20 protein-coding genes are annotated in these 20746 nt (G+C 72.5%); 8 read left to right on the forward strand and 12 right to left on the reverse strand.

Annotated elements, in window-relative coordinates:
• The first annotated feature begins 14 nt into the window (after positions 1 to 14).
• The gene (locus tag ACIPPS_RS19415) at positions 15 to 203 is read left to right on the forward strand and encodes a DUF397 domain-containing protein (RefSeq protein ID WP_401433388.1); all 189 of its coding nucleotides are present in this window, start codon (positions 15 to 17) and stop codon (positions 201 to 203) included.
• The gene (locus ACIPPS_RS19420; RefSeq protein WP_401433391.1) at positions 200 to 598 is read left to right on the forward strand and encodes a hypothetical protein; all 399 of its coding nucleotides are present in this window, start codon (positions 200 to 202) and stop codon (positions 596 to 598) included. Before ACIPPS_RS19415 ends, ACIPPS_RS19420 begins: the two co-directional genes overlap by 4 nt.
• An 8-nt stretch (positions 599 to 606) precedes the next feature.
• On the opposite strand, the gene ACIPPS_RS19425 is transcribed toward ACIPPS_RS19420, so the two are convergent.
• Both ACIPPS_RS19425 and ACIPPS_RS19430 read right to left on the reverse strand, forming a co-directional pair.
• Positions 607 to 945 carry a DoxX family protein gene (locus tag ACIPPS_RS19425; protein WP_401433394.1) on the reverse strand — a complete coding sequence of 113 codons (339 nt, stop codon included), beginning with the start codon at positions 943 to 945 and terminating at the stop codon, positions 607 to 609.
• 266 nt (positions 946 to 1211) lie between these two features.
• Positions 1212 to 1514, reverse strand: a complete 303-nt coding sequence (locus ACIPPS_RS19430) for a heavy metal-binding domain-containing protein (RefSeq protein WP_401433396.1) — start codon at positions 1512 to 1514, stop codon at positions 1212 to 1214.
• A gap of 111 nt (positions 1515 to 1625) precedes the next feature.
• Here ACIPPS_RS19430 and ACIPPS_RS19435 point away from each other — a divergent pair, with 111 nt between their 5' ends.
• The gene (locus ACIPPS_RS19435; protein ID WP_401433399.1) at positions 1626 to 2294 is read left to right on the forward strand and encodes a class I SAM-dependent methyltransferase; all 669 of its coding nucleotides are present in this window, start codon (positions 1626 to 1628) and stop codon (positions 2292 to 2294) included.
• A gap of 1121 nt (positions 2295 to 3415) precedes the next feature.
• Here ACIPPS_RS19435 and ACIPPS_RS19440 read toward each other — a convergent pair.
• Complete coding sequence (locus tag ACIPPS_RS19440; protein WP_393487827.1) at positions 3416 to 3646, reverse strand: hypothetical protein; 231 nt, start codon at positions 3644 to 3646, stop codon at positions 3416 to 3418.
• Between the two features lie 495 nt (positions 3647 to 4141).
• On the opposite strand from ACIPPS_RS19440, the gene ACIPPS_RS19445 reads away from it, so the two are divergent.
• The 3 genes from ACIPPS_RS19445 (at position 4142) to ACIPPS_RS19455 (ending at position 8054) form a co-directional block, all read left to right on the forward strand.
• Positions 4142 to 4603 (forward strand): MarR family winged helix-turn-helix transcriptional regulator, encoded by a 462-nt coding sequence (locus ACIPPS_RS19445; protein WP_401433402.1) that lies wholly within the window; start codon positions 4142 to 4144, stop codon positions 4601 to 4603.
• Between the two features lie 15 nt (positions 4604 to 4618).
• Positions 4619 to 7147 carry a DHA2 family efflux MFS transporter permease subunit gene (locus ACIPPS_RS19450; protein WP_401433404.1) on the forward strand — a complete coding sequence of 843 codons (2529 nt, stop codon included), beginning with the start codon at positions 4619 to 4621 and terminating at the stop codon, positions 7145 to 7147.
• A 103-nt stretch (positions 7148 to 7250) separates the two neighbouring features.
• Positions 7251 to 8054, forward strand: coding sequence for a YceI family protein (locus ACIPPS_RS19455; RefSeq protein WP_401433407.1), 804 nt, complete (start codon positions 7251 to 7253; stop codon positions 8052 to 8054).
• Positions 8055 to 8168: 114 nt separating this feature from the next.
• On the opposite strand, the gene ACIPPS_RS19460 is transcribed toward ACIPPS_RS19455, so the two are convergent.
• The 4 genes from ACIPPS_RS19460 to ACIPPS_RS19475 form a co-directional block, all read right to left on the reverse strand.
• Positions 8169 to 8957: a TetR/AcrR family transcriptional regulator gene (locus ACIPPS_RS19460; RefSeq protein WP_401434603.1), complete on the reverse strand. Its 789-nt coding sequence runs from the start codon at positions 8955 to 8957 to the stop codon at positions 8169 to 8171.
• 45 nt (positions 8958 to 9002) lie between these two features.
• Positions 9003 to 10655, reverse strand: a complete 1653-nt coding sequence (locus tag ACIPPS_RS19465; RefSeq protein ID WP_401433410.1) for an MFS transporter — start codon at positions 10653 to 10655, stop codon at positions 9003 to 9005.
• Positions 10656 to 10731: 76 nt separating this feature from the next.
• On the reverse strand, positions 10732 to 13053 hold the full coding sequence (locus ACIPPS_RS19470) for an ArnT family glycosyltransferase (protein ID WP_401433412.1): 2322 nt from the start codon (positions 13051 to 13053) through the stop codon (positions 10732 to 10734).
• A complete protein-coding gene (locus ACIPPS_RS19475) occupies positions 13050 to 14417 on the reverse strand; it encodes a glycosyltransferase (protein ID WP_401433414.1) in 1368 nt (455 codons plus the stop codon). The genes ACIPPS_RS19470 and ACIPPS_RS19475 overlap by 4 nt, the downstream gene beginning before the upstream one ends.
• A 62-nt stretch (positions 14418 to 14479) precedes the next feature.
• Between ACIPPS_RS19475 and ACIPPS_RS19480 the strand changes: the two genes are divergently transcribed.
• Positions 14480 to 14605 (forward strand): hypothetical protein, encoded by a 126-nt coding sequence (locus ACIPPS_RS19480; protein ID WP_401433416.1) that lies wholly within the window; start codon positions 14480 to 14482, stop codon positions 14603 to 14605.
• Between the two features lie 51 nt (positions 14606 to 14656).
• On the opposite strand, the gene ACIPPS_RS19485 is transcribed toward ACIPPS_RS19480, so the two are convergent.
• The 4 genes from ACIPPS_RS19485 to ACIPPS_RS19500 all read right to left on the reverse strand — a co-directional run bounded on the left by ACIPPS_RS19485 (position 14657) and on the right by ACIPPS_RS19500 (position 19251).
• On the reverse strand, positions 14657 to 16297 hold the full coding sequence (locus ACIPPS_RS19485; protein WP_401433419.1) for a sensor histidine kinase: 1641 nt from the start codon (positions 16295 to 16297) through the stop codon (positions 14657 to 14659).
• A gap of 9 nt (positions 16298 to 16306) precedes the next feature.
• A complete protein-coding gene (locus ACIPPS_RS19490; RefSeq protein ID WP_401433421.1) occupies positions 16307 to 17044 on the reverse strand; it encodes a response regulator transcription factor in 738 nt (245 codons plus the stop codon).
• A 151-nt stretch (positions 17045 to 17195) separates the two neighbouring features.
• The gene (locus ACIPPS_RS19495) at positions 17196 to 18095 is read right to left on the reverse strand and encodes an amidohydrolase family protein (RefSeq protein WP_401433424.1); all 900 of its coding nucleotides are present in this window, start codon (positions 18093 to 18095) and stop codon (positions 17196 to 17198) included.
• 67 nt (positions 18096 to 18162) lie between these two features.
• Positions 18163 to 19251: a DUF2797 domain-containing protein gene (locus ACIPPS_RS19500; protein WP_401433426.1), complete on the reverse strand. Its 1089-nt coding sequence runs from the start codon at positions 19249 to 19251 to the stop codon at positions 18163 to 18165.
• 52 nt (positions 19252 to 19303) lie between these two features.
• On the opposite strand from ACIPPS_RS19500, the gene ACIPPS_RS19505 reads away from it, so the two are divergent.
• A complete protein-coding gene (locus ACIPPS_RS19505) occupies positions 19304 to 19693 on the forward strand; it encodes a hypothetical protein (RefSeq protein WP_401433427.1) in 390 nt (129 codons plus the stop codon).
• 70 nt (positions 19694 to 19763) lie between these two features.
• On the opposite strand, the gene ACIPPS_RS19510 is transcribed toward ACIPPS_RS19505, so the two are convergent.
• Positions 19764 to 20645, reverse strand: a complete 882-nt coding sequence (locus ACIPPS_RS19510) for a Bro-N domain-containing protein (RefSeq protein WP_401433430.1) — start codon at positions 20643 to 20645, stop codon at positions 19764 to 19766.
• Between the last annotated feature and the right edge of the window lie 101 nt (positions 20646 to 20746).

A 20746-nucleotide genomic window follows, 5' to 3' on the forward strand; every position in this document is an offset into this window, starting at 1 on the left:
AGGGAAGGTCCGCCGTGCGGCAGCACGATCCGATCCCGCCCACCTGGATCAAGAGCAGCTACAGCGGCGACGACGGAGGCAACTGCCTCGAAGTCGCCCCCGGGTTCCCCGACCTCGTCCCCGTACGTGACAGCAAGGCGCCCGCAGGGCCCACCCTCGTCTTCGAACGGCGGGCCTGGAACACGTTCGTGGGGTCCCTGTGACCGTGAAGCCGCTCCCGAAGAGCACGAAGGTCCTGTCCATCGGTCTGCACCCCCGTGCGCTCGACTTCAGCAAGCTGCCCGGCCTCGACATGGACGCGTTCACCGCGCGGCTGCAAGCGGGGCACGCCGCGCTGGAGGCGGCGGGGATCGAGGTGGTCGCCTGTCTCATCGACGCCGACCCTGACGGCGCCGAGGCCGCCGTCAGGGAGGAGCTCAGGGGCGCGTCGTTCGGGCTGGCGATGATCGGTGGGGGCGTACGCATGATGCCGGAGCACACCCTGCTGTTCGAGCGGCTCGTGAACGTGCTCACCGAGAGCGTGCCCGGCATCCGGCTCTGCTTCAACTCCTCGCCGGAGACCACGATCGACGCGCTGCGCCGGTGGATCGAGCCGTAGCCTCGCGCTCAGGCGAGGACGAGCGCGGCGACCGCCGGGGCCGCGTACATCAGCGGCCACGCGACGTGCGGGTACTGGCGGGCGCGGATCACGGTGACGACGGCGCCGGTGAAGTAGAGGACCACCCCGATGCCGGCCGCGAGGGCGATCGCGGGGACCCACAGGCCGACGACGAGGCCCACCGCGCCGGCCGCCTTTGCCAGACCGAGCCAGGTCCACCAGGAGCGGGGGACGCCGTACTCGGTGAGGGGCTGGACGACCCACGGCGCCTTGATGAAGACCGACAGAGCCGAGAAGCCGACCATGAACGCGGCGACAGCGGTGACGACGGTGTAGGTGGTGGACATGACGGGCTCCTCGGCTCGGCGGCGGCGAGCGTCTCTCGCTCGCACACCCCACTGACGGAGCACCCGGCACCCGTGTGACAGGTCCCGCAGATTTTTCTGCGCCCGCCCCCGCCCGCCTCTGGTGGCGGCCGTCCTCTCTCCGAGCGTGGCGGGTTCCACCGCCGCCTCAAGGGCGCTCCTCCGCCGCGTCGGCTCCGCCGATTCCGCTGCGTTTCGGGAGCACAGCGCCCGCCGGACGGGGTCGGGTGATCGCCGCGCACGTCCGTCTATTCGGGTTGCGTCCATTGGACGGCAGTACCGTATGCGACGTAGTTCGTGCTGTAGTAACCGACGTACGGAGCGATCGACACACCCAGCACACCGTCGGCGCCAAGCTTTTGAGCCTCGCTCTGCATGCTCGTCACCGCTTGCATCACCGTCGGCTGCGAGTATCCGGCGACGATGCCGATGGCGGTGTGCGGGTCGGGCGGTGCAGGCACAGTCACGCTGTAGAAGCCTCGACTGGCTTCGCGGGCAGCCCACTCCCGCTGCTGATTCTCCTCAAGCTGCTTCTTCTGTTTTCTGTCCATCGCGCCATCCTCTCGCGTCCGAACGGTCGGGCCGGAACCGGCATCGTCCCGCGCCCGGTTGGTGTGACGGTTGGGTTCTCGGTGGCGGCGGGGGCGCCTAGGGTCGACCTCGTGCCCGACCTCTCTCACCTCGCCGCCGTCCGGGAGTCGTACGACACCGTGGCCGCCGCCTACGTCGACCTGGTCCCGGCGCCGGCGGCACTGGATCCGATGTCGCGCGGGATGCTGGACGCCTTCGCCGAGGCCGTGCGAACGACCGAGCTCGGCGCCGTGGCGGACGTCCGGTGCGGGCCGGGGAAGGTGACCGCGTACCTGGCCGAGCGCGGCGTTCCCGACGTCTTCGGCGTGGACCTCTCACCCGCGATGGTCGCCCTGGCCCGCGAGGCGTACCCGCAGCTGCCCTTCCTCGTCGGCTCGATGACCGCGCTGCCGGTCGGGACCGGCACGCTGGGTGGCGTACTCGCCTACTACTCCACGCACCACACGCCCCCGGAGGCGCTGCCGTTCGTCTTCGGGGAGTTCTACCGCGCACTCGCGCCCGGCGGCCACCTGATGCTCGCCGGCCACGTGGGAGAGGGACAGCACCTCCGCCCGACCGAGGCGTACGGCGGTCTCCCGGTGTCGTACGCGTCCTACCTGCTGCCGCCCGATCGGATGGCCGAACTCCTGGTCGGCGCCCGCCTCGTCGTCACCGCCCAGCTGACCGAGGCACCCGCCGAAGGTTCGACCAGAGGCTTCGCGACCTTTCTCGCCCAGAAGCCCGCCCCCGAGCGAACATAACTGCGCCGTACTCGCGGTAACTCGCTGTAGGCGGTGGATATATGCCGCATATCGTCCGGCTGGCTCGAGTTCGGGGCAGTTCGGTCACCGACCGACCAGTTGCTGCCAGCGACCGCCGGCACCCAACCACCCGCCGTCGCTCGCCGTCGCTCGCGCCAGCAGCTCGCCGCCCGCCGCCGACCGTCCGTCGATAGCCGCCAGCCGTCCGTCGCCCGTCGCCCGTCGCCCGCCGCCCGCCGCCCGCCGCCCGCCAGGAACGGGACCTCGGGACTGCCGCCCCACCACCCACCGGGCCGCCCGCCGCCCGCCGCCCGCCGCCCGCCGCCCGCCGCCCGCCGCCCGCCAAGAGCGGAACCTTCGGACTGCCGCCCCACCACCCACCGGGCAGTGACCAGCGGGGCATGACGCTCGGCCGCCCCACGACCGTCAGCCGCTAAGCGCCGCCGGGCCGCCCCATTCCACTGCCGCGCCATCCCACCGTGCGACCGCAGGCGCCGATCTCGGCCCAGGTACCCACCCGGCTCCCGCGTGGCCACGCCCCCCGGCCGCCCTCCGAGTGTGCAAAGGCGACCGGAGGCGGTGGGTCAAGGGTGGAGCGCAGCGGAATCGGCGAAGCCGACGCGACGCAGGAGCGCCCTTGACGCACCGCCTCCGGTCGCCACACTCGGAACGAGGGCGGCCGAGCCAGAAGCCCGCGAGAGCCCCGAGCCCGACCGCCTCGGAAACCAGAAGCCGCGACCGCCCCGGAAGCCGGCAGCCTCCGAAACCAGAAGCCGCGACCGCCCGGGGACCGGCAGCCCGAAAACCAGAGGCTGCGACCGCCCGGGAACCGGCAGCCCGAAAACCAGAAGCCGCGACCGCCCGCCCGGAAGCCGGTAGCCCGGAACCCGAACCCCAGCAGCCAAAGCCCCGCAGCCCATCAGCCCGGAAGCCGGAGACCCGCAGCCCAAAGCAGCCCGGAAGCCGGAGACCCGCAGCCCATCAGCCCGGAAGCCGGAGACCCGCCGCCCAGCAGCCGGAGATCCTCCGTCCAGCAGCCGAACCTCAGCAGCCGGAGAGCCTCCGCCCAGCAGCCGGCCCCCCGGCCGCCCGACAGCCGGCCCCCGCAGCCCGAACGCCTCTCAGCCCAGCGCCAGCCAGGCCACCGCCCCCAGGACGACGATCGCGGCGATCACGCCCACGATGAGGCCCACGCGGGGGCCCGAGGACTGGGGGGTCACGGCGGCCTGTCGGCCTCCGCCCTGGGGGCCCTCGTCGACGAAGGCGCGGAACATCTGGGTGCTGCCGGCGGGGTCGTAGTTGCCCTCGGGGCCCGGGCCCTGGCCGTACGGTGCTTGGGGGTTGTGTGCCATGAGTCTGGACCCTAGCGAACCCTGGGTTGACCGCCCAAGCCCCGGCCGCCCAGCGACCGGTTCCGACACCGATCCGGCACCGATCGGCCACTGATCCCCCAGCCCACCTCCTCCGGCACCGATCGGCCACTGCTCCCCAGCCCACCTCCTCCGGCACCGATCGGCCACTGATCCGCAGCCCACCTCCTCCGGCACCGATCGACCACTGATCCCCAGCCCGCCTCCTCCGGAGGCGGCAGCAGCACCTCAGCAGCCAACCCAGACCTCCCCCCTCCCCGGCACCCCGCACCCCTCTCCCGGCACCCCGCACCCCCCCCCCACCCCCCACACCCCACCCCGCCCCGCCCCGCACCCCGCACCCCGCACCCCCCACCCACCCCACCCCCGCTTTGCCGATTCTTTAGCGCCGTTTGACCGATTTAGTTTGCCTGGAGCAACCATCCATCTCTATGGTTGCCCTAAGCAACAAGATGTGTGACGTCATGGGGTCGTGTGGTGGACAAGCCGAATCAGGTGGACAAGCCGAACCGGTACGAGAGCCTCGCCCGACAGGTCAGCGCCATCGGCGCCGTCAAGCGCGGCATGGCCCGCTCCCTGCCCGCCGACTGCCCCAGCGGCACGGCCATCGTCCTTGCCCTGCTCAAGCACGAGGGGGACATGAGGATGAGCCGGATCGCGGAACGGATGGCCGTCGACATGTCGGTCAGCAGCCGTCATGTCTCCCACTCCGTCGACCGCGGTTGGGTCGAGCGGCTGCCCGACCCCGCCGACAGGCGCTCCCGCATCCTGCACCTCACCGCAGAGGGCAGGGAGAAGCTCGACGAGCTCGACCGTCGCCTGACGGCCATGCTCACCCGCAACCTCGCGGACTGGTCCGACGAAGACGTCGACCTGCTCACCACCCTGCTCGCCCGACTCCGCGACTCCTTCGGGGACTGCCGGGCCCACCACGCGTAACAGCAAAGGAAGTTCATGGCCACGACAACACCCGCCCCGCCAACGCAGGCGGGCGGCCACCACACCTCCGACGGCGCGCCCATGACGCACCGTCAGATCATGGAGGCGCTTTCCGGACTGCTGCTGGGCATGTTCGTCGCGATCCTGTCCTCGACGATCGTCTCGAACGCCCTCCCCCAGATCATCACGGACCTGGGCGGCGGCCAGTCCGCCTACACCTGGGTCGTCACGGCCGCTCTGCTGTCGATGACCGCGACCACCCCCCTGTGGGGCAAGCTCGCGGACCTCTTCTCCAAGAAGCTGCTCGTCCAGATAGCCCTGCTCATCTACGTCGGGGGCTCGGTCGTCGCCGGCCTCTCCCAGAACACCGGCATGCTCATCGCCTGCCGTGTCGTCCAGGGCATCGGCGTCGGCGGTCTGACCGCGCTCTCCCAGATCATCCTCGCCGCGATGATCGCCCCGCGTGAGCGCGGCCGGTACAGCGGCTACCTCGGCGCCACCTTCGCCGTCGCCACCGTCGGCGGCCCGCTGCTCGGCGGCGTCATCACCGACACCGACTGGCTCGGCTGGCGCTGGTGCTTCTACGTCGGCGTGCCCTTCGCGCTGATCGCGCTCCTCGTCCTGCAGAAGACGCTGAAGCTCCCGGTCGTCAAGCGCAAGGTCAAGGTCGACTGGACCGGTGCCTTCGTCATCAGCGCCGCCGTCTCCCTCCTCCTGCTCTGGGTGACGTTCGCGGGCGACAAGTACGACTGGATGTCCTGGCAGACGGCCGCCATGGTCGGCGGCTCCGTCGTCCTCGGCGCGCTCTTCGTCCTCGTCGAGTCCCGCGCCGACGAGCCGATCATCCCGCTGCGCCTCTTCCGCAACCGCACCATCAGCCTGGCCTCGCTCGCCTCGCTCTTCGTGGGCGTCGCGATGTTCGCCGGCACGGTCTTCTTCAGCCAGTACTTCCAGCTGGCCCGCAACGAGTCGCCGACGATGTCCGGCGTCCTCACCATCCCGATGATCGCCGGTCTCTTCGTCTCCTCGACCGTCTCGGGCCAGATCATCACCAAGACCGGCCGCTGGAAGGCCTGGCTGGTCGCCGGCGGCGCCCTGACGGCCGGCGGGCTCGGCCTGCTCGGCACGATCCGTTACGACACCGAGTACTGGCACATCGCGCTCTTCATGGGCGTCATGGGTCTCGGCCTCGGCATGATGATGCAGAACCTGGTGCTGTGCACGCAGAACCAGGTGGCCCCCGCGGACCTCGGCTCCGCCTCCTCCGTGGTCACCTTCTTCCGCTCGCTCGGCGGTGCGGTCGGCGTCTCGGCGCTCGGCGCGGTGATGGCCCACCGGGTCACCCACTACGCCGAGGAGGGCATCGCCGCGCTCGGCCCGAAGGCCGCGGGCCTGGCCGGCGGCGGCTCCGGCGGCGGCATCCCGGACATGGACAAGCTGCCCGCCCCGATCCGTACGGTCATGGAGTCCGCGTACGGCCACGGCGTCGCGGACATCTTCCTCTACGCCGCTCCGTTCGCCCTGCTCGCCTTCGTGGTGACGCTGTTCATCAAGGAGGTCGCGCTGAAGAGCGGTTCGAGCAGTGCGAACAGTCCTGCCGATTCGAGCGGTTCGAACGGTTCGAGCGGTTCGAGCGGTTCGCGCACGCGGACGGACGAGACGGCAACAACGATGGCGACAGCGGCATCGACGGCGACCACGGCTTCCCCGGCTTCCCCGGCTTCCCACGCCGAACCCGTCACAGCGGGCGAGACCGTCACCCCCACCCCCCTCTCCACCGGCCTGACCATCAGCGGCACCGTCCGCACGGCCGAAGGCGCGGACCTCTCCGGAGCGACGCTCACGCTGATCTCGCTCGGCGGGCAGCAGCTCGGCCGCGCCGTGGTCGGCAGGGAGGGGCGGTACGCCGTCGACGCTCCGGCCGCCGGTTCGTACGTCCTGATCGCCTCCGCCGACGGCTTCCAGCCGCAGGCCTCCACGATCGTCGTGAACGACGGTCCGCTCGGCCACGACGTGCTCCTGACCGGCACCAGCGGCCTCGCGGGCTCGGTGACGTCCGCCGAGGACGGCGCGCCCGTGGACGGTGCGATGGTCGTGATCACGGACGTACGGGGCGAGGTGCTGGCCACCGGGAAGACCGGCGCGAACGGCTCCTTCTCCTTCGGCGAGCTGGTGCCGGGCGCGGTCACGGTGGCGGTCACCGCCGCCGGTCACCGCCCGCAGGCGCTGCCCGTCGAGATCGGCGGTCACGGCGTGACCCGGCTCGACGTGGCCCTGGTGGGCGGAGCGGTCGTCCACGGCACGGTCCGCGCGGGGCTCGACCACCGGCCGCTGGCCGACGCGCGGGTGACCCTGGTCGACGCCGCCGGGAACGTACGGGCGTCGGCGACGACGGACGCGGACGGCGCGTACGCCTTCGCGGACCTGGACAGCGGCGAGTACACGCTCATCGCGACCGGTTACCCGCCGGTGGCGGGGCGGCTCACCGTGAGCGGCGCCGGCGTCGACGGCCACGACATCGAACTCGCCCACCCGGGCGAGTGACCGACCCCCGGTCACGCCTTCGAGCGGAGGCGCGGCCGGGTACGGGGCGGCAGGCAGGGGACGGCCTGCCGCCCCGCTGTTTTCCGAAGAGTTGAGGGTACGGATGGGACTGAACGCACAGGTACGGACCCGTGACGGGTGGCCGGTCGAGCACGCGGTGGTGACCGTGACGGACGGTTCGGGCGGCCAGGCCCTGCGGGCGGTGGCGGACGGCGACGGCGTCGTCCGGGCGGACGCCCCGCTGGCTCCGGGGGCGTACACGGTGGTGGTGACGGCGCTCGGCTACGCGCCGGACGCGCGTACGGCGCTGGTGGGCGGGACCGGTCGCGCGGAGGTGGGGACGGTCGTCCTGGCCCGCGCGGGCGGGACGGAGCTGCCGCCGCCGGGGGCGTGGACGGTGGACGCGGCGCACTCCTCGGTGGGGGCGGTGGCGCAGCACCTGGGGATCTCCAGCGTGCACGGGCGGTTCACCGAGTTCACCGGCCGGATCGACATCGCGCCGGACCTCTTGGCGTCGCGCGTGGAAGCGGTCATCGCGGCCGGCTCCGTCGACACGGGGAACGGCCTGCGGGACAAGCACCTGCGGTCCGCGGACTTCCTCGACGTCGACCGCTTCCCGGAGATCACGTACCGCAGCACGGCGCTGCGGGCGGCGGGCCCGGACCGCTGGACCGTGGAGGGCGAGCTGTCCCTGCGGGGCGTGACCCGGACGGTACCGCTGGACCTCACGTACCTGGGGACGGGCGCGGACCCGTGGGGCGGAGTGCGGGCGGCGTTCCGCGCGGAGGCGGAACTGCGGCGCGAGGACTTCGCGATGAACTACAACCAGGTGGTGTCGGCGGGCATCGCGGCGATCGGCGCGACGCTACGGGTGACGCTGGACATCCAGGCGGTACGGGAGGGCTGAGGGCCTTCTCCCGGGGACGGCACCGGAACGGACGGACGGACGGGCGGGCGGGCGCCGGCATTTCACGATGCCGCGCCCGCCCGCCCGCCCGTGCTCGTCCCTGTGCCCCTGCCCCTAGGGCTTCTGGGCCTGAGCCGGCCCGCCCTCGCGCGCGACCATCGCCTCGATGCCCGCGATCAGCACCTCCAGGGCGTACTCGAAGTCGCGGTCCCAGATCTCGGTCACGCTGCCGTGCGAGGCCCTCTCGTCGAGGATGTCCGTCATCGGTTCGAGCGCCTCCACGAACTGGGGGTCGTCGCGGAAGGCCTTGATCGACTCGCCGTAGAAGTCGTCCTGCGACATGCCGGCCTCGGTCGCCCGCCGCCCGAACTGGGCCTCGATCGTCCCGTACCCGTACACGAACTGGAAGATGGCCGACATCGCGCTCGGCTGCCGCTGCATCGGCAGGCCGGTGTCCCTGACCGCCTCCTGGATCTTGGCGCCCACGGCGATCGCCTGCGGGCCGATGTTCAGGTACTGGCCCGCGCAGGGCGACATCCACGGGTGGCGCACCAGCATCCGCCGGTAGTCCCAGGCGAGCACGCGGACCCGTTCCTGCCAGCCGCCGGCGGCGTCGACCGCGGCGAGGTCGACCTCCCCGTACGCGGTGTCGATGGCGAATTCGAGGATGTCGTCCTTGGTGTCCACGTACCAGTAGAGGGACATCGCCGTGACCCCCAGTTCGGCGGCGAGCTTGCGCATCGAGAGGCCGGCCAGGCCCTCCTCGTCCAGCATCCGGATCGAGGACGTCACGATCCGTTCGCGGTCGAGTCCGGCCGGGCCGCCTCCGCTGCGCGGGGTGCGCTGCTCCAGCCACACACTGGAACGCGCCGGGTTCTTGGCCCGGTCGGCGGCCTTGACCATCGCGTTCCTCCGTGTGCTCACGTTCAGCGGTCCGTCACCACCATGCTATTCAGCCGCCGCCTTCTTCTCCGACTCGACCGAGGCAGGGTCCACTGAGGAAGGCTCCACCGGGGCAGGGTCCACCGAGGAAGGCGCCACCGACCCCCCCGACCCCTCCGCCGCACGCTGCTCCGACCGCTCCGACCGCTCCGACCGCTCCGACCGCTCCGACCGATCCGCCCGCTGGAGGAGGGCCGCCGCCAGCAGACCGCCGACGAAGACGGAGATCGCGCCGACGAGTTGGCTGGTCTGGAGCCCGGAGGCGAAGGCGTCGGAGATCTCCACCCGTTCCGCGTCGCTGCCGGCCGCCGCCAGGGCCGCGGGCAGCGAGGCCGCGGTGACGGAGACGAGCGCCGCGAACCGGGCGTTGAGGACGGCGCCGAGGACCGCGACACCCAGACCGTTGCCGAACTCGGCGAGGGTGCCGTTGATTCCGGCGCCCACGCCGGCCTTCTCCGGCGGGATGGCGCTCATGATCGCGTTGGCCATGGCCGGGGAGGCGACCGCGATGCCCGCGCCCATCAGGACGAGGCCGAGCAGCATGCCCCAGTAGCTGCCGTCCGTGCCGCCGCCGAGCACGGCGATCGACAGGAGACCGCCGGAGACCAGGGTCATACCGATCAGGACCGCCGCCGGCGTACCGATCTTGACGACCAGGCGCGGGCCGATGCCGGTCAGGTTGAGGCCGACGATCGTCAGCGCCAGCGGCGCCATCCGCAGGCCGGCCTCCAGCGGCTCGTAGCCGAGGACGAACTGCAGGTGCTGGGTGAGGAGGAAGAGCGAGCCGCCCATGCCGAAGACGACGAGCAGCGAACCGCCGATGGCACCGATGAACTTCTGGTTCCGGAAGAAGTGCATGTCGAGCATCGGGTACGGGATGCGCAGCTCCCACAGCGCGAAGGCGCCGAGGACGACGACGCCGATGGCCGCCGGGACCAGCACCTCGGCGGAGGTCCAGCCGTGCTCGGGGCCGGTGATGATCGCGTACACGACCGAGGCCATACCGATCGTGGAGAGCAGCGCGCCGAGCAGGTCGGGGCGCTCGCCCTGCGGGTTCTTCGACTCCGGTACGAGCTTGAGGACGGCGACCAGGCCGATGAGCGCGACCGGGATGTTGATGAGGAAGATCATTCCCCACCAGTAGTGGTTGAGGATCACGCCGCCGATCAGCGGTCCGGCGGCGAAGCCGAGCGAGCTGACGGTGGACCAGAGCGCGATGGCCTTGACCCGCTCGGAGTCGTCGAAGATCTGCATGACGACGGCGAGCGTGGTGGTCATGAGCAGCGCGCCGCCGACGCCCATGCCGGCCCGGGCGGCGATCAGCTGGCCGGTGGACTCGGCGAGTCCGGCGGCGAGCGAGCCGAGGCCGAAGAGCGCGAGACCGGCCGCGAGCAGCTTCTTGCGGCCGTAGCGGTCGGCCGCGTTTCCGGCGGTGAGCAGCAGGCCGGACTGGACGAGCGAGTAGGCGTTGATCATCCACTGGATGTCGCTGGTGGTGGCGTTGAGCTCCGAGGTCAGCGAGGGGATGGCGACGCCGAGGACGGTGTTGTCGAGCAGCACGGTGAGCTGGGCCAGGCAGATGACGCCGAGGATCAGCCAGCGCTGCGGGTGGCCGCCGGTGGCGGCCGGGGGTGAGGACGCGGTGGTCGTCGCCGTCATGGACAGCACTCCTTGTACGGTGTACGGGACTGAAGCTCGTACACCGTACAAGGGACCCCCATACGCTGTATAGCGATTATTTCCTCGGGGCCGTCAGGTCGTAGAGGGTGGCGCCGCCGACGGTGACTTCATCGAAGGTGGACGCGACCCAACTGGCGATCTCCGAGCCACCGCCCATTCCGCCGCCCCCACCCGTTCCGCCGCCCCCGCCGACGAAGTAGTGGATCTTTCCCTGGGCGACGTACTGCTTGAACTGCGCGAGGGTCGGGGACGGGTCGCTGCCGTTGAAGCCGCCGATGGCCATCACCGGCTTCTCGGTGGCGAGCTGGTAGCTGGCGGCGTTCTGCGCACCGATGGCGGCCGCGACCCAGGTGTAGTCGTCGGCGTCGGCGAGCAGGGCGGCCTTGGCCTCGGAGCCGACGGAGGCTCCGTTGAGGAGCCCGCCCATCCCGCCATCGCCCCCGCCACCGTCACCGCCGGGGGCACCACGGCCTGGGGTGCCGGCCTCCGCCCCCTGGGGCAGGGTGCCGCCGGGCAGCTGGCCTCGGACGCCGGAGCCCGCGCCACCCGGGCCCGTGCCCTGCTGCCCCTGGCCCTGCCCGGTCCCCTGGCCCTGGCCCTGCCCGGCTCCCTGGCCCTGGCCGGTCCCCTGGGGTGGGGTACCGCCGCCGTCCCTCCGCATGCCGCCGTCGTCACCGCCCGGCGGACGGCCGCCCATGCCGCCAGCCATGCCGCCCCCCATTCCGCCCATCCCGCGACCACCGGCCGACGACGGTCCGGCCGTCACGATCGAGCCCTGGTGACCGGAGCTCAGCGTCTGCAGCGTGTACGCGAACGGCCCCGCGAGCCCCGCCGCGAGACCGAGGCCCGCGAGGCCGAGTCCGATGCGCCGGTCGAGCCGACCGGCGAGCAGCAGCCCGAGCGCGGCGGCCGAACCGGCCACCAGGACCGTCCAGCGCAGCCACGGCAGCCAGTCGGGGGTCCGGCCGAGCAGGACGTACGCCCAGACCGCCGTCGCCGCGACCGTCACGGCGAGGCCCGCCGAGGCGAGGAAGCGGCCCCGCTCCTCCCACAGGACGCTCGCGCCCATGCCGACGAGCGCGGCGACGTAGGGGGCGAGGGCCACCGTGTAGTACTCGTGGAAGATGCCGGCCATGAAGCTGAACACGGCCAGCGTGATCAGCAGCGAACCACCCCAGACCAGGAACGCCGCACGTGCCGTGTCGGTCCTGCGGGCCCGCCAGGTGATCACCAGACCGGCCACGAGCAGGATCAGCGCGGCGGGCAGCAGCCAGGAGATCTGACCGCCGACGGCGTCGTTGAACATCCGCCCGATGCCCGTCTCACCCCAGCGCCCACCCCCGCCACCACCAGGAGCCCCACCGGGCCCGCCCGCACCGCCAGCGCCATCGCCACCACCCGCACCACCGGCACCACCGCCGCCCACGCTCCCCGTCTCGTTGCCGTTGATCCGGCCGAGTCCGTTGTAGCCGAAGGTCAGCTCGAGGAAGCTGTTGTTCTGCGAGCCACCGATGTACGGGCGGGAGGCGGTCGGCCAGAGCTCGACCAGGGCCACCCACCAACCGGCCGAGACGATCATCGCCAGTCCACCGAGCGCCAGTTGGCCGAACCTGCGGCCGAGCCCGCCCGGCGCGCACACCGCGTACACGAGCGCGAGCGGCGGCAGGATCAGGAACGCCTGGAGCGTCTTGGCGAGGAACGCGAGCCCGAAGGCGACCCCGGCCCACACCAGCCACGTCGTACCGCCCCTCACGTCCTCCAGGGCCCGCAGGACGCAGTACACGGCGACGGTCATCAGCAGCGCGAGCAGGGCGTCCGGGTTGTTGAAGCGGAACATCAGCGCCGCGACCGGGGTCAGCGCGAGGGCCGTGCCCGCGATCAGCCCGGCCCCCGCGCCGAACCGGCGCCGTACCGCCGCGTACAGGACGGCGACCGTTCCCACCCCCATCAGCACCTCGGGCAGCAGGATCTGCCAGGAGCCGAGCCCGAAGAGGCGCACGGACAGGGCCATCGGCCAGAGCGCGGCGGGCGGCTTGTCGACGGTGATGGCGTTGGCTGAGTCGAGGGAGCCGAAGAAGAAGGCCTTCCAGCTCTCGCTGCCGGCCTGGACGGCGGCGGAGTAGAAGGAGTTGGCGTAGCCGGAGGCGCTGAGGTTCCAGACGTAGAGCGCGGTGGTGACGAGGAGGAGGGCGAGGAAGGCCGGTCGTACCCAGCGCGCGTCCTCGGCCCGCCCGCGCCAGAGGCAGGCGGGGCGGGGGAGGCGGGGGAGGCGGGGGAGGCGACGGATTCCACTGCCCGCACCCGTACCCGAAGCCGAAGCGGCGGGCGGCGGATCGTTCGGCGTGGGAGCCGTGCCGGAGGGGGTGGTGGCGCTCATCGGGTGGTCCTTGAGGGGGAGGCCTCCGGGAAGACCCAGAGCCGGAGGAGGAGGAAGCGCAGAACGGTCGCGGCGAGGTTGGCGGCGACGAGGACGGCGAGTTCGGTGGAGTGGGACGGATGGCCGGTGGCCGCGCCGAGCGCGGCGAGGGAGCCGCTGGTGAGCGCGAGGCCGATGCCGAAGACGACGAGCCCCTGCGCCTGATGGCGGACGGCCCGGTCCCGGCCGCGCACCCCGAAGGTGAGGCGGCGGTTGGCGGCCGTGTTGGCGACGGCGGATACGAGGAGGGCGGCGGCGTTGGCGAGTTGGGAGCCGACGCCGAGCCGGAAGGCCGAGTAGAGGGCCAGGTAGAAGAGGGTGGAGAGCACACCGACGACACAGAAGCCGACCAGCTGGCGCGCCAGACCACCGGGGACGCCCGCCAGTTGACGGTCGCGCGGATCGTCGCCGAAGGGGCGGGCGAGCCGGTCGAGGGGCAGCGAACCGGTGGCGAGCGCGCGGCCGACCCGCCACACACCCTTCAGGTCGTCGGTCGCGGTCCGCACGATGTGGACGGTCGAGTCCGGGTCGTCGACCCAGTCCACCGGCACCTCGTGGATCCGCAGGCCCGCGCGCTCGGCGAGGACGAGCATCTCGGTGTCGAAGAACCAGCCGGTGTCCTCGACCATCGGCAGCAGCCGCTCGGCGACCTCGCCCCGTATGGCCTTGAACCCGCACTGCGCGTCGGAGAACCGCGCGGCGAGCGAGCCGCGCAGGATCAGGTTGTAGGCGCGCGAGATGAGCTCCCGCTTCGGCCCCCGCACGACCCGCGAGGAGCGGGCGAGGCGGGAGCCGATCGCCAGGTCGGAGTGGCCGGAGATGAGCGGCGCGACGAGCGGGAGGAGGGCGTTGAGGTCGGTGGACAGGTCCACGTCCATGTAGGCGAGGACGGGTGCGTCCGAGTGCGACCAGACCGTACGCAGCGCCCGGCCGCGCCCCTTCTGCTCCAGCCGCACGGACCGCACCTCCGGCAGCCTCTCGGCGAGAGCGGCCGCGACTTCGGGGGTCCGATCGGTGGAGGCGTTGTCGGCGATCGTGACGCGGAAGCCGTACGGGAAGGTCCGGGTGAGGTGGTCGTGGAGCCGCAGGACGCAGGGCTCCAGGTCCTGCTCCTCGTTGTAGACGGGGATCACGACGTCGAGGAGGAGGGGGAGACGCTCCCGGGCGGGGAGGGAGTCTCCGGCGGGGAGGTGCTCCCGGGCGGGGAGGGGACCTCCGGCGAGGAGATGGTCCCGGGCGGGGAGGGGACCTCCGGCGAGGAGATGGTCCAGGGCGGGGAGGGCGTCCGCACCGGAGGCGGGGCCCGCGATGGTTGGGGTTCGCATGGCACAGACCCTCGCCAGATCGGCTGTCACGGCTGTGTGATGCGGCTGTGGCCAGGCTGTGAGTGCGGACGGCCGGCCTGACCGACCCGACCGACCCGACCGACCCGACCGACCCGACCGACCCGACCGACCCGACCCAGCTGACCGACCCGACCCAGCTGACCGACCTGACCAGCTACCCGACCTGACCAGCTACGCGACCTGACCAGCTACCGACCTGACCGACCTCGCGACCGGCCCTAGCCCGCCTCGCGCGGCAACCGTACGACGAAGAGCGTCCGCCCCGGACGGCTGCTGACCTCGACGTCTCCGCCGTGCGCCACCGCGACCGCGCGGACGATGGCGAGGCCGAGACCGGTGCTGCTCGTGCCGCCGGTATGGCGGGTACGGGAAGCGTCGCCGCGCGCGAACCGCTCGAAGACGGACGGCAGCAACTCGGCCGGGATACCGGGCCCGTCGTCCTCGATCTCGACGAGGGCGCGGTCGCCCTCGGCGCGGACGCGGGCGGTGACGGTCGTGCCGGGCGGGGTGTGGGTACGGGCGTTGCCGAGGAGGTTGAGCAGGACTTGGTGGAGGCGGGCGGCGTCCCCCCGTACCGTCACCGCCGTCTGCCGCCCGTCCGCGCCCGAACTCCCGCCGGGGCCGCCCCCGGTCTCGTACCCCGGACCGTCCCCGGTCCCGCCCCCGGCACCGCCTTCGATCTCGTACCCGGCACTGCCCCCGCTCTCGCCCCCGCTCTCGCCCCCGCTCTCGCCCCCGGCCCCTCCCCCTGGCAGTTCGAGTCGCCACTTGTGGTCCTGGCCCGCCGCGCGGGCGTCGGAGAGGGCGTCCACGAGCAGCGGGGCGAGATCAGTGCTCTCGTACGAGAGCGGGCGTCCCGCGTCCAGTCGGGCGAGCAGCAGCAAGTCCTCCACGAGCCCGGTCATCCGGGTCGCCTCCGACTCGATCCGCCCGAGCGCGTGCCGGGTGTCGGGCCCGCACTCCTCGCGGCCACGCCGGGTCAGCTCCGCGTAGCCGCGGATCGAGGCCAGCGGGGTGCGCAGCTCGTGACTGGCGTCGGCGACGAACTGCCGTACCCGCGTCTCACTCTGCTGACGCGCGTGGAGCGCGGAGTGGACGTGGTCGAGCATCCGGTTGATGGCCGCGCCGACCTGACCGACCTCGGTGCGCGGATCGGTCTCGGGAACGCGGTGGTGGAGGGCCGGTTCGCCGCTGTGCAGGCGCAGTGCGGAGACCTGGGTGGCGGTCGCGGCGACCCGGCGGAGCGGGCGCAGCGCGATACCGACGACGGCGCCCCCGGCGAGCGACGCGGCGACGAGACCGGCGCCGGTGACGCTCACCGTGACGAGGATGAGGGTGGAGAGGGAGCCCTGAAGCTGGTCGAGCGGCAGGCCGACGAGGACGTCGGAGGAGCGGCCGGAGACGTACGCGACGCGGTAGTCGCCGAATCCCGGCAGTTCGACGGTGTGCGGCCGGCCGTCGCGAGGCGCGGTGGCGAGCGCCGCGCGCTGCCGCGCGTCGAGCGGGCTGCTGGTGGCCTTCGGCCCGTACCCGGCCTGCTCGACCTCGACGGAACGGTGGGCGTCCTCCAGCGTCCCGCCGGCCCCGACCACGGCGCCGACCGTGCCGAGCGGGGCGCCGGGTCCGAGGACGAAGGCGAGCGGATCGCGGCCCGGGTCGCCGGTGGCGCGCGCGGAGGGCGGCGGCCCCTGGGCGCGGTTGGCGATGTTCTGCAACTGCGCGTCGGCCTGGTCGTACAGGTACGACCGGAACGCGATCGTCGTCACCGTCCCGATGACGGCGGCGACGATCGCGATGAGGGTGACGGCGGAGACGACGAGCCGCGTACGGAGCGACCACGTCCGGGGCGACCGGAACATCGGGGGTGCCTACTCCCCCGGCTTGATCAGGTACCCGGCCCCGCGCCGGGTGTGGATCATGGGGGCCCGCCCGGCGTCGATCTTGCGGCGGAGGTAGGAGATGTACAGCTCGACGACGTTGGCCTGGCCGCCGAAGTCGTACGACCACACCCGGTCGAGGATCTGCGCCTTGCTGAGCACCCGGCGCGGGTTGCGCATCAGGTAGCGGAGCAGCTCGAACTCGGTCGCGGTGAGGTGGATGGACGCGCCGCCGCGCGTGACCTCGTGGCTGTCCTCGTCCAGGGTCAGGTCGCCGACGACGAGCACCGACTCGCTGCGCGCGTGCGCGGCGCCGGACCGCCGGATCAGACCGCGCAGCCGCGCCACGACCTCCTCCAGGCTGAACGGCTTGGTGACGTAGTCGTCGCCGCCGGCCGTGAGCCCGGCGATCCGGTCCTCGACGGCGTCCTTGGCCGTCAGGAAGAGCACCGGCACCTCGGGCAGTTCGCGCCGGATCCGGCCGAGGAGGGAGAGCCCGTCGATGTCGGGGAGCATCACGTCGAGCACGACCGCGTCGGGCCGGAACGTCCGGGCCACGCGCAGGGCCCCGGCGCCGTCACCGGCGCTGTCGACCTGCCAGCCTTCGTAGCGAAGGGCCATCGAGAGCAGTTCGGCGAGCGGCGCCTCGTCGTCCACGACGAGGACGCGGACGGCGGAACCGTCGGGCCGGAGCAGGTCGGTACGCCCCTGGGGCTTGGTCGCGGTCATACGGACACGCTGGAGGGGCGTACTGAGATCTCCCTTGCTGTTCCCTGTGAATTCCCTGAGAAAGCCGCGACTGCCACCGGATGGCGTCAGGAGAAAGTCAGGGAAAGCCAGGGGACGGTCAGGGGACGGCCAGGGAATGGTCAGGGGACGGTCAGGGGACGGTCAGGGGAAGGAGCGCGGCCCCGTTCTCGTACAGGACGCGGCGCAGCCAGTCGTCGCCGAGGCCGAGGCGTTCGAGGGCGTGGAGCTGGTGGACGTACGGGTAGGGGATGTTGGGGAAGTCGGAGCCGAGGAGGATGCGGTCGCTCAGCGCGTCCAGGCGGGGCAGCTCGGCGACGGGAAAGGGCGCGAGGCGCTCGCTGAAGTCGGTGAAGGCCATGGTGGTGTCCAGGTGGACGCCCTCGTACCGCTCGACGAGGTCGAGGAAGTCGGCGTACTCGGGCATCCCCATGTGGGCGATGACCAGCCGCAGCCGGGGGTGCCGGGCGAGGAGCTGCCCGACGGGCCCGGGGCCGGTGAACTTGCCGGGGACGGGCCCGGAGCCGCAGTGGATGACGACGGGCAGGCGGGCGTCGGCGAGGATTCCCCAACTGTCGTCGAGGACCGCGTCGTTGGGATCGAACGCGCCGACCTGTAGGTGCACCTTGAAGACGCGGGCGCCGGAGTCGACCGCCCGGCGGACGTATCCGCCGGCGCCCTGCTCGGCGTAGAGCGTGGCGGTGTGCAGGCAGCCGGGCGTACGGGCGGCGAAGTCGGCGGCCCAGCTGTTGAGCCACTCGGCCATGCCGGCCTTGTGCGGATAGAGCATCGAGGTGAAGGCGAGGACCCCGAACTCCCGTAGGAGCGCGACCCGTCGGTCCTCCTGCTCGCGGTAGGTGATGGGCCACTCCATGCCGGTGAGGGGGCCGACGGCGTCGAAGTAGGCCCAGACCTTGTCGAGGACGTTCTGGGGCATGAAGTGGGTGTGGACGTCGACGAGCCCGGGGATCCCGAGCCGCGCGGCGAACTCCCGCGGGGTCTCGGCCACGGTCGAGGGGGTGGGGGTGGTCATGTGGATCACCCTCCGACGGGCGGGGCGGGCGTGTCCAGACGGGGACCAGGTCTTTACGACCACGCCTCTACCGCGGGAACAGCCCCTCCTGGACGTCGTGGCCGACGTACCTCACGCTGCTGACCGGCACGGTGACGGACGGCGTTCCGTCGTTCGCGGTCGAGGAGGACGGCGTCCCGTCGTCCGCGGTCGAGGAGGACGGCGTTCCGTCGTCCTCGGTCGAGGACGAGAGCGTCCCCTCGTCTCCCGTCGAGGAGGACAGCGTCCCGTCGTCCGCGGTCGAGGACGACCGCGTCCCCTCGTCTCCGGTCGAGGACGTCGTTCCACCGCCCTCGACCGCGACCAACCGCCACCCGCGCACGACACGGGTGTCGAGGGCGAGACAGCGCCCGTCGGCGTCGAGGAGGTGCAGGTCGGGGCCGGCGGCGGCGAGCAGGCGCCCGGCGACGACACCGTCGTCGACGAGCTCGGTGACGGTGCCGGAGAGCGGGGGCAGCCCGGCGAGCCCGAAGGCCTCGCCATGGTCGTACGCGCGAAAGTCCAGCAGCTCCAGGGTGTCGGTCCACCGAGCGAGCGCGGCGGCCCGCTCGTACAGCTCCCCGATCTCCCGGCGCCGGGCATCGGGGGCGGGCAGGGCGTGCCGGACGGCGCGCTTGCGGTCGTACGGGATCCGGTCGGGCACCTTCAGGGCGTGCCGCAGCACCTCCTCCGTACGCCGGGCGGCCATGAGCGGCCCGCGCCCGAGCCAGCCGAAGGCGACGGCCCCCTGTTCCAGGAGCCGGGCGTCGCCGCGCTCCTCTGCCGTGATCCCGACCTTGGTCATGCCGGGCCCGAACCAGGCGAGGTACACGCGGTACGGCCGGGGGTCGTCGGCGATGGTGTCGGCGGCCACGGAGTGGGCGCGGTCGAGGCGGGCGCACTCGGGGCACCGGCCACCGGTGGCGCGGCCGGGGACGGTCGCGGCGAGCGGGCAGGGGTTGCCGCGGGCGCCGGGACAGAGGCGCGTGCCGACGGCACGGAAGGCGAGCCGCTGCCCGTAGGTGAGCCGGGAGACGCGGCCGCCCTCCCAGCGCAGCCCGGGAACGCCCTCGTCCCACCGCATCCCGGCACACCGCCACACCACGCGAACCGCTCCGCCCTGCTCTCGTCGGGCCACGCGAACCGCTCCGCCCTGCTCTCGTCGGGCCGCCGGCCCCTACCCTCGTCCGGTGTCCAGTCTCCTCTACGTCCGCTTCCAGTCCCCGACCCGCAGCCCACGAGGTCACTTCCCCGGCGTCTTCGCCCTCGCGAACGGGCTGGCGCGGGAGGGCAGGCTGTCGGGGCCGGAACACGCGGTGTGGCGGGCGTCGAACGACTGGTACGACACGCACGTCACGGACCCGTCGACGGTCGACCCGAGGGTCTACGACGCGACCCTGAACCCGGGGGCGGCGGCCTGGTTCCGTGCCACGGCGACGGGCCTGCTGACGCGGGTGCTCCCGTACCTGGAGATCCTGTCGGCGCACGAAGTCCCCTGCGTACGGCTGGAGTCGTCGGCGCCGGGCCGGATCGTCTACGCGGACGCGGACCAGGTGGTGGCGGTCCCCGCCGCCCCCTAGGGAGTATCCGGAAAGTATGGCCGTCCGCCCGCAGGGCGGGGCGAGCCAGGCCAGACTTTCCGGACACGACCTAAGGGAGCAGGTAGATCCGGGCCCCGTCGGCGGCGACGGCGCTCTCCCGGACGCACCCGCGCTCGACGAGCAGCCCGACGCAGTCGCGAACGCGCTCGACGGTGAGCCCGGTGCGCCCGGCGATGTCCTCCAGCCGGCACCGGGCGCCGCCGCGCACGAGGGCGGGGGCGAGACAGGCGGCGACGGCGTGCAGGTCACCGTCACCATCACCATCACCATCACCATCACCGTCACCGCCTCCGGAGACGGCGGCGAGACGGTCGGCCTGCCAGGAGGCGAGGAGCTCGTCGGGCGAGAGAGTGGGGTGGGCGCGCTGGAGGGGGACGGTGGCGGACGGGGGGCGAGGCACGACGGAGCCGCCCGGCACGGACACGAAACCGGGCGCCAGGCTGGGTTCCGGCTGCCCGAGGGCCTCCGCCTCCAGTCGTACGACGATGTCGACGATCTCGGGAGGGAGGACGTACCCCCAGTGGACGGGGGAGGGTTCGAGCCCGTACGACCCGTCGCGCTGGACGGTGGCGACGACCTCGGACACCCAGGCCTTGAAGGGCGCGCAGGCGGGCTTCGTACCGGCGGTGACGAGCTGGACGAGCCCCTGGAGGTCCATCATCTTCACGGTCCTGCGAAGCCCGCGCCCGGCGAGCACGCGCGCGACCTCGGCTCCGCAGATCCCCCGCACGAGCTCCCCGAGCACCCGTTGCCGCGCCCCCTCCACGTGCGTGCGGACCGCCTGCCGGGCGTTGCCGTACCCCAACAGCCTGGCGGCCTCGACGGCAGGGAACCAGTGCGTCCCGTCCGGCATCGTCAGCCTGCGCACGCGCGTGCCTGTCGCGGCGAACACGAAGTCGCCGATGTCGATAGCGTCCCGCTGCTCGTCCATCGAGCATCACCTCCACGAGGGAAGCTAGGCCGATGGCATATTCAAACGTCATGGAACGAGGGGCCGTTCACCCGAAAGAAGCGACTGACGCGCCCCTGGTG

Origin of the sequence: Streptomyces sp. NPDC090127, from assembly GCF_044746945.1 — a bacterium.
Taxonomy (GTDB): Bacteria; Actinomycetota; Actinomycetes; order Streptomycetales; family Streptomycetaceae; genus Streptomyces.